Here is a 15,549-nt window from a genome sequence, read left to right as displayed (position 1 = left end):
CGTCAAATTTAAGCGAGTTTTTTGTTGTACTTGGCTATTATTTTCTTGGTTATGCTATCTAGCAATTATCCGTTTCTTTGTTTGGCGTCGAATTCTTTCTTTGCCGTTAGCTAGATTATTAAAGAAAATTCCGAGATATTTATCGACCCCCGAAAGCCGATTTATTCAAAATCTAAATTTTAAAATAATTCCAGCATTTTTTTGCCTCACTATATTGTTTTTATTGTATTACTTTCAAATAATATAAAAAACTATTGACATTTTCTATCTTACTTGATATACTTTGCCTAGTATTATCTATAAGTAATACATCAAAAGGTTTTATGATGATAAAATTAAACGACATTGCTGAAATAAAAAGCGGCTTAGTGTTAAGTAGGAAAAAGGCTGAAGCACATACCCCGTCTGAGCACCCGTATAAAATCGTATCGCTAAAGTCGTTTGCCGAAAATACGGTCTTTGACGATTCGTTTGCAGATGAGTTTATATCAAACGAGCAAATAAGCGAGGAGTATAAGGTAAGCCTTTGTGATATTTTGCTGCGACTTAGAGAGCCGAATTTCGCCGTTTATATAGACAAGGAGTATGACGATCTTATCTACACATCTTTGATGGTTCGCATAAGGGTTAAAAGTGACATATTTGATCCGCGTTTTGTGGCGCATTATCTAAATAGCAGCGCCGTTAAAAAAGCCCTTGCGCCAGATGTTTCGGGCACCGCCATAGCGATGATAGGCGTTGCTAGTATAAATAATCTAAAAATTCCGCTTGTAAATTTGCAAACTCAAAACAAGATAGTAAAATACCTAAATTTAGCTCGCCAAGAGAGCGAAATTTTACAAAATTTGATAGCTGTAAAGCAAAAATACCACAAAAGCATATTTGAAAATTTAATAAAAGAGGAGAACTAAGATGCAAAAGACCACACAAGAAACCATAAATAACGTCGTTTGGAAGGCTTGCGACACGTTTCGCGGCACGATGGACGGAAGCGACTATAAAGACTATGTTTTAACTATGCTTTTCGTCAAGTACCTATCTGATTTTTACAAAGAAAAGCTTGAGTTGCTTAGAGCCGAGTACGGCGAGAAGCGCGATAGGATCGAAGCAAAGCTAAAGAAAGAGAAATTTAAGCTTGATGAGAGTTGTACGTTTGAGTATCTTTTAGCGCACAAAGAGGCGGTAAATTTAGGCGAGATAATGAACAAAACTCTAGAAAAGATCGAAGAAGACAACAAAGATAAGCTTGAAGGCATCTTTAGAAGTATAGACTTTAATAACAAAAACAAGCTTGGCGACACGAAAGAGAGAAACGCTATCTTGCAAAATTTGCTCGAGGATTTTAGCGATACTAGGCTAGATCTTCGCCCTTCTATGCTTGAAGGCAACGACATAATAGGCGACGCATACGAGTATCTCATAGCCCATTTTGCAAGCGACGCAGGTAAAAAAGGCGGAGAGTTTTATACGCCGAGCGAGGTTTCGACGCTTCTTGCAAAGCTAGTTGAGCCAAAAGATGGCGATATGATCTATGATCCTACTTGCGGTTCTGGTTCGCTTCTTATCAAGGCTTCAAAAGAGGTCGGTAGCAAAAATTTCCGCCTTTACGGACAAGAGAAAAACGGCCAAACTCATGCGCTTTGCAAGATGAATATGTTCTTGCACGAGATAAACGACGCCGTCATCGAGTGGGGCGATACGATCAGAAACCCGCTTCATCTACAAGATAACCTTATAAAGACCTTTGATATAGTCGTGGCAAATCCCCCTTTTAGCCTCGATAAATGGGGGGCTGATTTTGCTGGGAACGATCCTTTTATGAGATTTGGCAGTTATGCTTTGCCGCCAAAGAGCAAGGGCGACTACGCATTTGTCGTGCACATGATAAAAAGTCTAAACAATAACGGTAAAATGGGTGTCGTGCTTCCGCATGGAGTGCTATTTCGCGGGGCAAATGAGGGCAAGATCCGCCAAAAGCTGATCGAAGAAAATTTGCTTGACGCCGTCATCGGACTACCGGCAAATTTATTTTACGGCACGAGTATCCCTGCTTGCATACTCATTTTTAAGAAAAACCGCGCAAACGAAGATGTGCTATTTATCGACGCTAGCAAAGAATTTGAAAAAGGTAAAAACCAAAACACGCTAACCGAGCAAAATATCAAAAAGATAGTCACTGCCTACAAAAACAGAAGCGAGATAGAAAAATACTCCCACCTAGCAAGCCTTAGCGAGATAAAAGAGAACGACTATAACCTAAACATCCCTCGCTACGTCGATACTTTTGAAGAAGAAGAGCTTGTGGATATCGAGGCTACAAAGGCTGAGATTTCACGCCTTGAAGCCGAGCTAAAAAGCGTTCAAAGCAAGATGAGCGAGTATCTTGCGGAGCTTGGGCTATGAGCGAATTTAAAAATTTACCAAGCGGATGGAGTAAATGCGAGCTAGGCGAAATTTGTAAAATATCGTCGTCTAAATTTGATCCGACCAAAAGCAACGAGGTCAAAAAATGCATTGAGCTTGAACATTTATCTCAAAAAACAGGTCAAATTTTAGGTTTTATAAGCTCTGGTGAACAAAAAAGTATAAAAAACGAATTTAAAAAAGGACAAATTTTATACGGAAAACTTCGCCCGTATCTGCAAAAATTTTGTCAAGCTAAATTTGATGGCGTTTGCTCATCTGAAATTTGGGTTTTACAAGGTAAAAAGGTTACGAACGATTTTTTATTTTATCTAGTGCAGTCGGATAAATTTAACCAAATCGCTAATAAAACGTCTGGTACGAAAATGCCGCGCGCAGACTGGGAATATATGTCAGAGATGCCGTTTTTTATACCGCCTGAACTAGAGCAAAAAAAGATAGCGAAAATTTTATCTACTTGGGATGAGGCTATAAATTTAACTATAAATTTGATAGAAAGCAAAAAGCAGTTTAAAAAAGCCATTATGCAAAATTTACTCACAGCTAAAATCCGCTTTCCCGAGTTCAAAGACGAGTGGCAAGAGACAAAGCTTGGTAAAATTCTAAAAGAGCGTAAAGCATATCAAAACAAAGGTTTTGATATGGAGCATGTATCTTTAACAAAAGACGGAGTTGTTCCAAAGAGTGAAAGATATGATAGGGATTTTTTAGTAAAAGATGATAATAAGCAGTATAAAATAACAAGATTAAACGATATTTGCTACAATCCAGCAAATTTAAAATTTGGTGTAATTTGCAAAAATATTTATGGCGATGGCATCTTTTCACCCATATATGTAACATTTGAATGTTGCAATGAGCTTGATAACGATTTTGCTGGATTTTATCTAACTCAAAATGATTTTATACAAAAAGTTAGAAAATTTGAAGAGGGGACCGTGTATGAAAGAATGGCAGTTAGTCCAGAGGATTTTTTAAGGTTTAAAATAAAGCTTCCAAATTTAAACGAACAACAAAAAATCGCAGAAGTTTTAATGGCTTGTGATGATGAGATAAATTTACTAAATTTAAAGCTAGAAAATTTAAAAAAGCAAAAACAAGGCTTGATGCAAAAACTACTAATAGGAGAAACAAGAACATGTTATGTGAAAAAAGCAATGTAATAATGGCAATCGCATATGATTTTGACGGAACACTGGCAAGAGGCAATATACAAGAAAATTCTTTTATACCAACAACACTGGGTATAAAAAAAGAAGATTTCTGGAATAAAGTAAAAGAATTATCTGAAGAAAACAATATGGATGAGATATTGTCGTATATGTATTTGATTGTGAAAAAAGCAGATGACGCTGGTGCAAAAATTACAAGAGAGGAGCTTGGTAAGCATGGTAAAACTGTTAAATATTTTAACGGGGTGGAAGAGTTTTTTGAAAGGATTAATGAGTATGCTGCACAAAAGGGGATATTGATTGAGCACTATATAGTATCATCAGGTACCAAAGAAATGATCGATGGAACGACTATAGCGGATAAATTTAAAAATATTTATGCATCTTCTTTTATGTATAATGAGTACGGCAAACCTACTTGGCCAGCCTTGGCAATTAACTATACGACAAAAACTCAATATTTATACAGGATAAGCAAAGGAATTCTTAATGCCTGGGACAATAAACTAATTAATAAATATATACCAGAGCATGAAAGGCGTATTTTATTTGAGAATATGATATATATAGGTGACGGAGAAACTGATGTTCCGGCTATGAAGTTGCTAAAAACTAATGGTGGAACTTCAATCGCTGTTTATGATGAAAATAAAGAGACTGCCAAAACGCTTTTGGAACAAAATAGAGTTAATTATGTTGCGAAAGCTGATTACTCTAATGGATCAGAGATAGATACTATTATAAAATCTACGATAGATAGAATTAGCTTAAATTTAAAAAATGGAAAATTGCAAATATATGACAAGCAAAATACTGCACAAACAAAAATGAAAAAGTCTAATAATCAAGTAAAGAATAAACAATATTATTTAGATGTACTCAAAACAACGGGTTTCAAATTAGATTATAGTAATAAAGCAAATAAAATATATTTAAAGAAATATTCATGGGATGACCACGGATATCAAACCTCGTTTTACATATGGAATAATGGAAATTATATTGGAACAGCTAAGATAGCGAAACTAAATCAAAATAAAAATGAGCATACTGCAGATTTACTGGAGAAGAATTTTGATAAGTTACATGATGATTTTTTCTCTGTTATACGCTTTAAAAAAGATGAGATAGATGAAGATACCAAAGAGGCATTGAGGTTTTTATTGAATGATATTAGTAATACTAATAAATACGATAATAATGAAATTGTAAAAAAATCTTTAAAGAGAAGTTAGTCAAAAAAGGATGACAAATGACCCCAGATACTTCAGAAAGTAAGATCCAGCAAAACAGCATAAATTTGCTTCAAAGCTTGGGCTATAAATTTATAAGCAGAGAGGAAAATTTAAAGCTTCGCGGCGGTAAAACTAGCGAGGTTTTGTTTAGGGAAATTTTAATCCAAAAGCTTGGTGAGATAAACGGCTACGAGTATAAGGGCAAGAGATATGAATTTAGCCAAAGTAACGTTTTAAAGGCGGTCGATGAGCTGGCTGGGGTATCTTTAAACGAAGGGCTAATGGTCGCCAATGAAAAGATCACAAATTTACTCTTGTTTGGCACCAGTTTGGAGGAAATTTTGGAAGACGGGACGAGAAGGAGCTTTTCTTTTAAATTTATAGACTTTGAAAATTTGCAAAACAATGACTTTTACGTAACGGAAGAATTTGAAGTAAGCAGGGCAAATCAAAGCGATAGCGCAAAAAACAGAAGGCCTGATCTCGTGCTTTTTATAAACGGCATACCGATAGTCGCGATCGAGCTTAAAAAATCAAGCGTGAGCTTTGAAAACGGCATAAAGCAGCTAGAAAAAGAGCAGGGCAAAGATGAAATAGCGTACCTTTTTAAATACATCCAGCTAACTATCGCTGCAAACGGTGGCGGAGCAAGATACGGCACAACTGGAACGCCGTTTAAATTTTATAGCGTGTGGAAAGAGCAAGACGGAGCAAATGAGAGCCTAAAAAGCGCGATAAAAGATAGAGAGATAAGCGCGCTTGATATGACGCTCTTTGCGCTACTATCTAAAGATAGACTACTAAGGCTAATTAAGCACTATATATTATTTGATAAAAAGGCGAAAAAGGTTTGCAGATATCAGCAGTTTTTCGCTATCGAAGAGACGCTAAAAAGGGTGGCGATGAAAAAAGAGGGCGCAAGAGCGGGCGGACTCATATGGCACACGCAAGGAAGCGGCAAGTCGCTAACGATGGTAATGCTAACGAAGCTTTTAAAGCAAATTTATCCAAACTCAAAGATCATCGTCGTAACCGATAGGATAGACCTAGATGAGCAGATACATGGTACTTTTAAAAACACGGATATAAAAGCAGGGCGAGCAAGTAGCGGAAGCGATCTGATAGAAAAGCTACAAAGCGGGGTTAGCGTGATAACAACGCTCGTGCATAAATTTGAAAAAGTGCAGAGCCAAAAGGTGGTAATAAGAGATAGCGATATATTTGTGCTAGTAGATGAGAGTCACCGCACGCAAGGCGGAGACTTGCATAAGGCGATGAAAAAGGCGTTGCCTCTTGCTTGTTATATAGGCTTTACAGGCACGCCGCTTTTAAAGTGCGAGAAAAACAGCTTTGCTAAATTTGGCGGAGAAATTCATAGATATACGATAGATGATGCGGTAAAAGACGGAGCCGTTTTACCGCTACTTTACGAGGGGCGATACGTGGGTCAAGAGGTGCTTGATGCTGAGGGGCTAACTAGGAAATTTGATCTCATATCAAAAGAGCTAAGCGATGAGGCTAAAAGGGACCTGCAACAAAAGTGGGCGAGATTCGAGCGTGTGGCTTCAAGCGAACAAAGGCTAGAGCTAATAGCGGTTGATATAAATGAACATTTTAAAAAGAGTTTAAAGATGACAAATGGCGGATTTAAAGCGATGCTAGCAACGCAAAGAAAATATGACGCCATAAAATATCATCAAATTTTTGAAGAATTTTCAGAATTGCGGAGTGCCTACGTGATCTCAAGCAACGAGCACGAGGAGCTTGAGGGCGGGCATAAAGAGTATGTCGCAAAGGCGTGGCAAGAGACGATAAAAGACTACGGCAGCGAGGAGGCGTATCTAAAGTACGTAAAAGACGAATTTGTTAACGGCGATGAGATAGATCTGCTTATTGTCGTGGATAAGCTTTTAACGGGATTTGACGCGCCAAGAGCAAGCACGCTTTATATAGATAAGCAGCTAAAAGAGCATAATCTGCTTCAAGCAATAGCTAGAGTAAATAGGCTTTATGACGGAAAAGATTATGGCTATATTATTGATTATAGAGGGCTTTTGGGCGAGCTTGATGAGGCGCTTACTAGCTACGCGTCGCTAAGCGGCTTTGACCCGGAGGATCTAACTGGAGCCGTGATAGACGTAAGAAGCGAGATTGTAAAGGCTAAGACTTACTATACTCATTTAGACGGGCTTTTTAGCGATGTCAAATTTAAAGATGATCTGGAGAGCTACGTGGCGGTTTTAGAGGATGTGCAAAAAAGAGACGACTTTAAAGAGTGGCTATCACGGTTTGCTAGGGCGTTTAAACTAGCGCTTTCAAGTGAGAAAATTTATGACATATTAAGCGAAGAGGAGATTAAAGTTTATAAGCAAAAGGTTAAATTTTATAACGAGCTAAGAAAGGCGGTGCAACTAAGGTATCACGAGGCTTGCGACTTTGGAAAATACGAAGTGCAGATGCAAAAGCTGCTTGATACTTATGTGAGCGCAAAAGAGGTCAATGAGTTTACGAAGCTCGTAAATATCTTTGAGACGGAATTTGACGATGAGGTGCAAAGGGTAGAGGGCAAAAATGCAAAGGCTGATACGATCATCAGCGCCGTAAGCGCGGTGGTAAAAGAAAAAATGGAGTCAAATCCAGCATTTTATAAATCAATAGCGCAGCAGATACAAGACATCATCGACGAGTATAAAGCAAAAAGGCTAAGTGAGGAAGAAAAACTTGCCAAAGCAAAACAGCTAAAAGATCTGATAACAGGGGCTTTAAAACCGAGCGAAGATAGATATCCAAAAGAATTTAACGGCAAGAAAATTTTATTTGCTATTTATGATAATTTGCTTGATATTTTAGGCGATATGGAGCTTGCGGATATAGAGACGGTCGCTAAAAATTTGAGTATGAAATTTTATGAAATTTACGAGCAGGCCTCAAAGAAACCAGAATGGCACAAAAATATGGACATGGAAAACGAGATAACAAGCGCGATGGAGGATGCCCTTTGGGATGTCGAGGACGAATACGGCGTATCTATCGATGATAAAGAGAAGATTTATCAAACTATCCGTGGTATAGGGATAAGCTTTTATGCAAAGTGACGTAAAAATCATCAAAAAAGATGTAAAAAATATCACTTTAAAAGTTAGGCCAAACGGCGAAGCGATACTAACTGCGCCAAATTCGGCAAACGATGAGCATATAAAATTTATCATGCAAAAAAGAGCCCAGTGGATAGCTAAAAAGCGTGCGTTTTTTGCTTCGTTTAAGACGCCGCAAAAAGAGTATGTAAGCGGCGAGGATTTTAGCTATCTTGGGCGAAGCTACCGGCTAAAAGTGGTGCAGTCTAAGGAGGAGCGCGTAAAGCTACAAAGAGTTTATCTGGAGCTATTTGTAAAAGATAAAAGCGACCTAAAGCGAAAAGAAAATTTAGTTTATGAGTGGTATTATGAAAAGGCAACGTTATATTTTTTTAACATTTTGCAAGAGTTTAACAAGATAGTAAAGCAAGATATCAAAAGCGTAAAAATAAGGCAGATGAAAACAAGATGGGGAAGCTGCAATCCATATAAATCATATATAAATTTAAACATAGAGCTTATAAAAAAGCCAAAGGCGTGTATCGAGTACGTCGTATTTCATGAGCTTGTTCATCTTTTGTATCCCGACCACTCAAAGAAATTTTATGACTATCTGACGCTTTATATGCCCGACTGGCAAAAACGCAAGGAAAATTTAGAGAGAGCTGTGTCTCAAAATATTTTTGCGACCTGAGTTTTCTAAAAAAGCGTAAGAAATATGATTTTGCCGAGCGGTTAAGTTTTCGGAAAAATCGCGCAAGTAAAACTCTCCGCGCTCCAGCGTCTAAAAGCGCAGTCGTAGCAGCTAATCTCGCCGCCGCAGGTCATCTCTTCTTCATCGTTGTCGGGTTTAAATTTTACGCAGCTCTCGGCGGTTTCGCGCGCTTTTTCGTAGTTAAATTTGCCGAATCTAAACTCGCCTTTTTCGTTAAAGCTTGAGCGCATCAAAAACCCCGAAGCTCTTTTAGGCTTAAGTTTCTAAAGCCGCCGCTAGCTTCTTTTTTGACGAGCAAGGTCGCCTTAAAATCCAAAAACACCGGCTTTAGCGCGCCGATTAAATTTATGCGTTCATCAGGCGAGAGAGGTTTAAAATTTTCATCCGCGACCGCCTCGATAAAATTTAATCCCAAAAGCTCGGCTACGCTCAAATTTGACTCTTTTAGTTCAAATTTGCCTCTGATCTTGCCGTCGTTTCCGCTAAGCCTCAGCCCTATGCCAGCTAACGCGCCGATGACGCCACGAGCGCCGCTTTTTAGCTCTTTTAAAAATACGTTTTGTGTGCTTGCTGTCTCAAATGCCTGCTCTGTGCTTAAAAATATCTCCTTTGCTCTCTTGCCGAAATTTATAAGCTTAGCCGCATTTACGATATCTTTTTCAAAGGCCGCCGCGATACCGGGCTCTGCACTCGGCGCGCTTTTGCGTTCTAATAGCCGGGTCGCGAAATCCAGCACTTGCGACTTTTGCTCCTTTGTAAGCCAGGCTTCAAAGCACATGCAGCTGTTGTGCGAGGTGTAGTTTATGCGAGGATCGAGCAAAAGCTGATGGCGCGTGACGAATGAAACTGGCGCGAACGAGCCCGCAAAGGCAGCGATCTCTTCGGCAAGCAAGCCCGTAGAAATTTCGCCGCCTAGCTCATCCGTGTCGTCGATGCAAAGTAGAAATTTAAATTTCATTTTAAAAACCTCGATTTTTAAGCCAAATTTAACTATGTGTGAAATAAAATTAATTTTTTATATTTTAATAATATTAATCTCTTTAAAAACGTATTTTACAAAATATATAATAAAAATTTCATTTTCAAGGAGTTGCTAATGAAAAGGATTGGCCTGATCGCCTGCTGTGCTGCGATGGCCCTGCACGGCGAAGTGTTTACACTGGGACAAGTCGAAGTCGTAGAAAGTGTAGGCGGCGTGCAAAAAAGCGACACGAACGTGGTTGTTTTGGACGAGCAAAAATTGCAACGAGACGAGATAAAGCGTCTCTCGGAGGTCGCTTACAGCACGCCGGGCGTATACGTAGATAAAAAGGGTCCGCGCGCCGAGCAAAATTTCTACGTTCGCGGCTTTGACGCGCGCAGAGTGCCGCTTTATATCGACGGTATTCCTGTTTATATCCCGTATGACGGTAACGCAGACTTTGGACGATTTACGACATTTGATCTAAGCCAAATCAACATCTCAAAAGGCTCTAGCTCCGTGCTCTACGGTCCAAACACGATGGGCGGCGCGATAAATTTAATCACCAAAAAACCGACTAAAGAACTCGAAGGAAGCGTCGGCTACGGCTTTGAAACCGGCAGAAACTCCAAGACCTACGGCAATAACGTCGATTTTAATATCGGCACCAAACAGGAGCTATTTTACGTGCAAGCGGGCGGTAGCTATATGGAGGATGCAGGACAGCAGATGTCTCGTAAATTTAAAGGAGACGTAAACGGCAACGAGGATGGCGGCAGACGCGACGACTCGGTACAAAGGGATAAAAAAATAAGCTTTAAAGTAGGCTTCACGCCAAATGAAACAGACGAATACGCCATCACTTATGTAAATCAAAAAGGCGAAAAAGAGCAGCCTATGTATGCCGGTAGATACACGACTTTCACTCAAAGAGACCGTTTGTGGGAGTGGCCGCGATGGGATAGAGAGAGTGTTTATTTTCACTCGCATACGCAGTTTGCAAGTAGTCTTTATATAAACACTAAAGCTTTTGCGGATGAGTTTAAGAACGAGATGTACGACATAAGCAATTTAGAAGATAGCAAGTACAAAGATAAATCGCACGGCTTTGGCTTGGAGCTTGGCGGCGATATAGGCGATAGAGATACGATTAAATTTGCTACGAGCTACAAAAAAGATAAGCACTCCGGATACAAGATACACTATACGGGAAGATTCGGCACCGAACCGACCGTAAACTTTGTGGATAAGACTTATAGCTTTGCGCTTGAAAATACATATAAATTTAGCGAGTATACTAAATTTATCGTAGGCGCTAGCTATGATATCAGAGATGCCGTAAGGGCCGAAGACTATATCCAGTTTCGAGGCGGCGGAGGCGGCAGAAACAATCCAGCCAACTACAAGCTGACTTCGTTTGACGTAGGCAAAAAACACGCTTTTAATTATCAAGCTGCGATCAAACACAGCTTTGACGGCAATGATGAGCTGAGCGTAAGCTATGCCAAGAAAACGTATTTTCCTAGCATGAAAGATAGATATAGCGAGAGGTTTGGGCGAAATTTTGCAAATCCATACCTAAAACCAGAAGTAGCAAATCACTATGAGATCGGATACCAAAGAAATTTCGGCGAGTTTTTAAGGCTTGAGACGGCACTGTTTTACTCAAGAGTGAAAGACGCTATAGGAACTGCGAGCGTCACCAAATTCGCACAAACCAGAGAGATGAACGTAAACGTCGACAAGGCTTATTATAAAGGCTTCGAGCTTGGTGCAGCCTATTTTGCAACGCAAAATTTAGAGCTAGGCGGCAACTATACTTATATGAGCACAAAGTACAAAGAAAACGGCAAAAATGCTTTAGTATATGATCTGCCAAGGCATAAAGGATTTTTGTATGCAGATTATAAATTTATGCCAAAACTTAGCCTATATCTCTCTCAAGAGTTAAGCTCAAGTCGTTGGTCTAGAGTATCTACCGGCAGAACTACGCATATAGATCATAAAACGGCCGGCTTTGGCGCGACCAACGTCAAATTTATCTACAAACCGACCGAAAGCCTAAGCGTCGAGGCCGGTATATCAAATTTGTTTGATAAAAACTACGAGTATAGAGAAGGTTATCCGGAAGAGGGAAGGGTGTTTTTCACAAATTTGAGATATAAATTCTAACTTTATCGGTTAGAATTTGCAGGGCGGATCGCTCTAAAAAGGGCGAATCCGCTTAAAATTCGACTCTATTTGTATAATCAAATCTATTTTAAAATTTCTTTAGCTATACTTTACAAAATCACTCTAAAGGCGAAAAATGTTTAAAAAAATTATCTTGTTTTTCTTTGCGTTTTTGGGCTTTTGCTTTGCGATGACGTCTGAGCAGATCAAAGACTACATCGCCCAAAACAGCGAAAACATAGAGCAGTTGCAAGGCACTCAGTCTAAAATTTACGCGAGCTCGCCGCCGCTTTTATATATGCTTTACGCGCTTGATCCAGCTAAAATCAGCGGATCAAATTTCGAGTGGAACGACTACGAGCGGCCCTACGTCAAAAAAGAGGTGCAAGAGCAGCCTGTCGTGGGCGGCTTTTTCGGCCAGGGCAAGATCCCAAACGCCGAGATGCTGCTGCGTCTAAACCCAGATCTCATCCTCGTAAACGCAAGCTCGCGCAACACCAAAAAGATGAGCGAGGTTTTCGGCTCAATCAAAAAGCCGATACTCTATCTAAGCGCGACGAAGCTCGAGGATTATCTGGACGGGTTTGAAATTTTGGGCGAAGTGACTGGCAAACAGGAGCGTGCGGCGCAACTCATAGGCTACGCGAAAGAGTCGCTAAATTTGACCGCGCAGATTGAGGAGTACATTAAGAAAAACAACCTGCAAAAGGTAAAAATCTACTACGCGCAGGGCGGCGACGGGCTAGCCACCGAGTGTGAGGGCTCCTGGCACGCTACGCTCATCGAGCGAGCCGGCGCGCAGAACGTGCATAAGTGTAGCGAAGATCCAAACGCCAAATCCTTCGGGCGCGTTAAAATCAGCTTCGAACAGCTCGTTAAATACGACCCCGACGTCATCCTCGTCTACGAGAAAGAGCTGTTTGATAAAATTTACGGCGATCCGAAGTGGCGATTGCTCGGCGCGGTGAAAAACAAAAAAGCCTACTACATCCCGCGTGAGCCCTTTTCGTGGTTCGATCGTCCGCCTTCGTTTATGAGGTTTTTGGGGCTAAAATGGCTGATAAATTTAACCTACCCCGATGCGTTTAAATTTGACATGGTTGCCGAAACGCGCGAGTTTTACAAGCTATTTTTGGACCTTGAGCTCACGGGCGAGCAAATTTATAAAATTTTGGGATGCACCGAGTGAGTAAAGAAAGATGAGCAAAAAGGCGTTTGCGTTTTTAGCCCTGCTGCTGGCGCTTTGCGTCGCGGGCTCGCTGCTGCTCGGTAAATACGGCTTTGGCGTAGAGGACTACGCACGCTACGCCCTGACGCTACTGCGGGGCGAAAGCTTAAAAGATTTCGAGGTCATGCACACGCTCTTGCTCGAGATCCGCCTGCCGCGAATACTTGCGTGCGTGCTCATCGGCGCGAGTCTGGCAATCAGCGGCGCGGCGTATCAGGCGATGTTCGTAAACCCGCTCGTAAGCCCCTCAATACTAGGCGTTCTAAGCGGCGCGGGATTTGGCGCGGCGGTAGGGATGTTTTTCAAATTTAACGAGTATTTGATCCAGCTTAGCACATTCGGCTTTGGTTTTCTTGCCGTAGCCGTGGCGCTTGGCGTCTCGGCGCTGTATTCGCGCAGCGGTAGCGTCATCGTGCTGGTGCTGGGCGGCGTCATCAGCGGCTCGCTCTTTACTTCGCTGCTCTCGGTGCTAAAATACGCCGCAGACCCCAACGACGCGCTTCCGGCGATCACCTATTTTTTGATGGGGAGCCTCGGCTTTGCGTCTAAAAGTTTTATCCAAATTTCAATCCTGCCGATGTGCGCGGGCATTTTGCTGCTGGCGCTTAGCGGCAAATACCTAAACGCGCTAAGCCTTGGCGAGGAGGAGGCAAAGAGCCTGGGCGTAAACGTGGCGCGAGTTAAAATTTTCATCATCCTCGTCGCAACCTTCGTTAGCGCGCTTAGCGTGACGATCGCGGGCATCATCGGCTGGATCGGGCTTATCGTGCCGCACATCGCGCGCTTTATCTTCGGCGCAGACAACCGCGCTGTGCTCGCTAACTCGGCGATGATCGGCGCGATATTTTTGCTCTTTTGCGACAGCTTCTCGCGGCTCGTTTTTACCTTTGAGATCCCCATCGGCATCGTGACCTCGCTATTTGGCATACCGATGTTTATCATCGTGCTGCGCCGCGCCAAGAGGAGCTTTTGATGCGAAAAAATTTGATAGAAGTGCGAAATTTGCGCTTTGCTTACCGTGACAAGCCCGTGCTAAAGGGCATCAGCTTCGACGTCGCGACGGGCGATACGCTAAGCATTCTAGGCGCCAACGGCAGCGGCAAAAGCACCCTGCTACGCATAATGCTCGGATTTTTAAAATTTGAGGGCGAGGTGCTAATCGCAGGCAAAAGCGTGCGCGACTACAGCAAAAAGGGGCTCGCCTCCCTCGTCGCCTACGTGCCGCAAACGCACGCGCCCTCATATGACTACAGCGTCTTTGATGTCGCTCTGATGGGCGCGCTGTGCAGGACGCCGCTGTTTTCTAGCTTTAGCGCGGCGGATAAAAAGCTAGCCGAGCAGGCGCTGGAAAAGATGGGCATCGTGCATCTAAAAAACGCGCCCTACACGAGGGTTAGCGGCGGCGAGCGGCAGCTAGCATACATCGCGCGCACGCTGGTTCAGGGCGCGAAAGTGATCTTTATGGACGAGCCTACAAACGGGCTGGATTTTGGCAATCAAATCAAACTGCTCGAGATGATAAAAGCTCTAGGCGACGAGGGTTATACCTTCGTGCAGACGACGCACTACCCGCGGCATGCGAAGTTCGTTTCAAATTTGACGCTGTTTATAAAGGATGGCGAAATTTTAGCCTTCGGGCGCAGCGAGCAGCTCATAAATGCCGAAAATATAGATAAAATATACGGCATAAACTACGAAAGATACGAGGATAGATTATGATTTTACCTTCAAACTACGACGAGATCGACTTTGACGCGCTTTATAAGGCACAAAAGGCAAGAAGCTCATTCGGCAAAAAATTTGCCGAGGACTGGGACAAAAAGGCGCCCAGCTTCAACGAGGGCGTGATGAAAAGCGCCTACGCGCAAGAATTTATAGATAAGGTCGATTTTACAGGCGTTTCTACGCTGCTTGACTTTGCGTGCGGAGCGGGTGCGCTAAGCGTGCTGGCGGCGGAAAGGGCGGATCAAATTTACGGCTACGACTTTTCGCCTAAGATGCTAGAGTTTGCCAGGCAAAACGCTCAAATTTACGGCACTAAAAACGTTAAATTTGCGCAAAAAGCCTTTGAGGACGACTGGTCGGACGTGCCTGAGTGCGACGTGGTTTTGGCCTCGCGCTGCCTTGAGGTGGACGATCTAAAAGCTGCGCTTAATAAGCTTCTTTCAAAGACCAAAAAATCGCTTTACATCACGTTTAAGGTCGGCGGTAGCTTCGTGGACGATGAGATTTTGGATGCGATAGGGCGCAAGGTGGAGCAAAAGCCCGACTTCGTCTATCTTCTAAACATCTTGTTTCAAATGGGCTATTTGCCAAGCCTTAGCTATATAAAGGCCAAGTGCCATGCGGGCCCGGAAGCAAGCGCACAGGAGCTCATACAAAAGACGCGCTGGGGGCTTGGCGGCGAGCTAAGCGAAGCGGAGGAGGCGCGGCTAGCGGAGTATTTTAACAGCGGCGAATACAAACCAAGGCAAGGATTTATGCACTGGGCGTTCGTGCAGGTAGATAAAAACGGTTAAATTTGGTTTTTAATTAAGCAAGACAAATTTGGATCAAATTTAAACCAGC

General features: G+C 42.1%; 13 protein-coding genes. 11 read left to right on the top strand and 2 right to left on the bottom strand.

The window, feature by feature from the left end; all coding sequences use genetic code 11:
• Window positions 1-326 precede the first annotated feature (326 nt).
• From E4V70_RS03880 to E4V70_RS03855, 6 genes are read left to right on the top strand one after another with little or no spacing between them, the layout of a single operon-like run.
• Window positions 327-911 (top strand): restriction endonuclease subunit S, encoded by a 585-nt coding sequence (locus tag E4V70_RS03880; protein WP_122863329.1) that lies wholly within the window; start codon window positions 327-329, stop codon window positions 909-911.
• 1 nt (window position 912) lies between these two features.
• Window positions 913-2,403, top strand: coding sequence for a type I restriction-modification system subunit M (locus E4V70_RS03875; protein WP_122863330.1), 1,491 nt, complete (start codon window positions 913-915; stop codon window positions 2,401-2,403).
• A complete protein-coding gene (locus tag E4V70_RS03870) occupies window positions 2,400-3,587 on the top strand; it encodes a restriction endonuclease subunit S (RefSeq protein ID WP_107788217.1) in 1,188 nt (395 codons plus the stop codon). Before E4V70_RS03875 ends, E4V70_RS03870 begins: the two co-directional genes overlap by 4 nt.
• Before the next feature lie 2 nt (window positions 3,588-3,589).
• Window positions 3,590-4,831, top strand: a complete 1,242-nt coding sequence (locus E4V70_RS03865; RefSeq protein ID WP_197730459.1) for an HAD family hydrolase — start codon at window positions 3,590-3,592, stop codon at window positions 4,829-4,831.
• A 17-nt stretch (window positions 4,832-4,848) separates the two neighbouring features.
• On the top strand, window positions 4,849-7,926 hold the full coding sequence (locus E4V70_RS03860; RefSeq protein WP_122863332.1) for a type I restriction endonuclease subunit R: 3,078 nt from the start codon (window positions 4,849-4,851) through the stop codon (window positions 7,924-7,926).
• Window positions 7,916-8,599 carry a M48 family metallopeptidase gene (locus E4V70_RS03855; protein WP_122863333.1) on the top strand — a complete coding sequence of 228 codons (684 nt, stop codon included), beginning with the start codon at window positions 7,916-7,918 and terminating at the stop codon, window positions 8,597-8,599. Before E4V70_RS03860 ends, E4V70_RS03855 begins: the two co-directional genes overlap by 11 nt.
• A gap of 41 nt (window positions 8,600-8,640) precedes the next feature.
• Here E4V70_RS03855 and E4V70_RS03850 read toward each other — a convergent pair whose 3' ends face one another.
• Both E4V70_RS03850 and E4V70_RS03845 read right to left on the bottom strand, forming a co-directional pair.
• Window positions 8,641-8,850, bottom strand: coding sequence for a molybdopterin biosynthesis protein MoeB (locus E4V70_RS03850; RefSeq protein WP_122863334.1), 210 nt, complete (start codon window positions 8,848-8,850; stop codon window positions 8,641-8,643).
• Entirely contained in the window at window positions 8,850-9,578 is a 729-nt protein-coding gene (locus E4V70_RS03845; RefSeq protein WP_122863335.1) for a thiamine biosynthesis protein ThiG, read from the bottom strand. The genes E4V70_RS03850 and E4V70_RS03845 overlap by 1 nt, the downstream gene beginning before the upstream one ends.
• A gap of 138 nt (window positions 9,579-9,716) precedes the next feature.
• Here E4V70_RS03845 and E4V70_RS03840 point away from each other — a divergent pair, with 138 nt between their 5' ends.
• The 5 genes from E4V70_RS03840 (at window position 9,717) to E4V70_RS03820 (ending at window position 15,500) form a co-directional block, all read left to right on the top strand.
• The gene (locus E4V70_RS03840) at window positions 9,717-11,753 is read left to right on the top strand and encodes a TonB-dependent receptor plug domain-containing protein (protein ID WP_122863336.1); all 2,037 of its coding nucleotides are present in this window, start codon (window positions 9,717-9,719) and stop codon (window positions 11,751-11,753) included.
• A gap of 136 nt (window positions 11,754-11,889) precedes the next feature.
• The gene (locus E4V70_RS03835) at window positions 11,890-12,942 is read left to right on the top strand and encodes an ABC transporter substrate-binding protein (RefSeq protein ID WP_122863337.1); all 1,053 of its coding nucleotides are present in this window, start codon (window positions 11,890-11,892) and stop codon (window positions 12,940-12,942) included.
• Between the two features lie 10 nt (window positions 12,943-12,952).
• Window positions 12,953-13,954 carry a FecCD family ABC transporter permease gene (locus E4V70_RS03830; RefSeq protein ID WP_122863338.1) on the top strand — a complete coding sequence of 334 codons (1,002 nt, stop codon included), beginning with the start codon at window positions 12,953-12,955 and terminating at the stop codon, window positions 13,952-13,954.
• Window positions 13,954-14,700 carry an ABC transporter ATP-binding protein gene (locus E4V70_RS03825; protein ID WP_122863339.1) on the top strand — a complete coding sequence of 249 codons (747 nt, stop codon included), beginning with the start codon at window positions 13,954-13,956 and terminating at the stop codon, window positions 14,698-14,700. The genes E4V70_RS03830 and E4V70_RS03825 overlap by 1 nt, the downstream gene beginning before the upstream one ends.
• Entirely contained in the window at window positions 14,697-15,500 is an 804-nt protein-coding gene (locus E4V70_RS03820; RefSeq protein WP_122863340.1) for a class I SAM-dependent methyltransferase, read from the top strand. Before E4V70_RS03825 ends, E4V70_RS03820 begins: the two co-directional genes overlap by 4 nt.
• Window positions 15,501-15,549: the final 49 nt, after the last annotated feature.

This window comes from Campylobacter showae, from assembly GCF_900699785.1.
Lineage (GTDB): Bacteria > Campylobacterota > Campylobacteria > Campylobacterales > Campylobacteraceae > Campylobacter_A > Campylobacter_A showae_D.
Note: the sequence above shows the minus strand (reverse complement) of the source record. Positions and strands in the feature narration are given on the sequence as shown.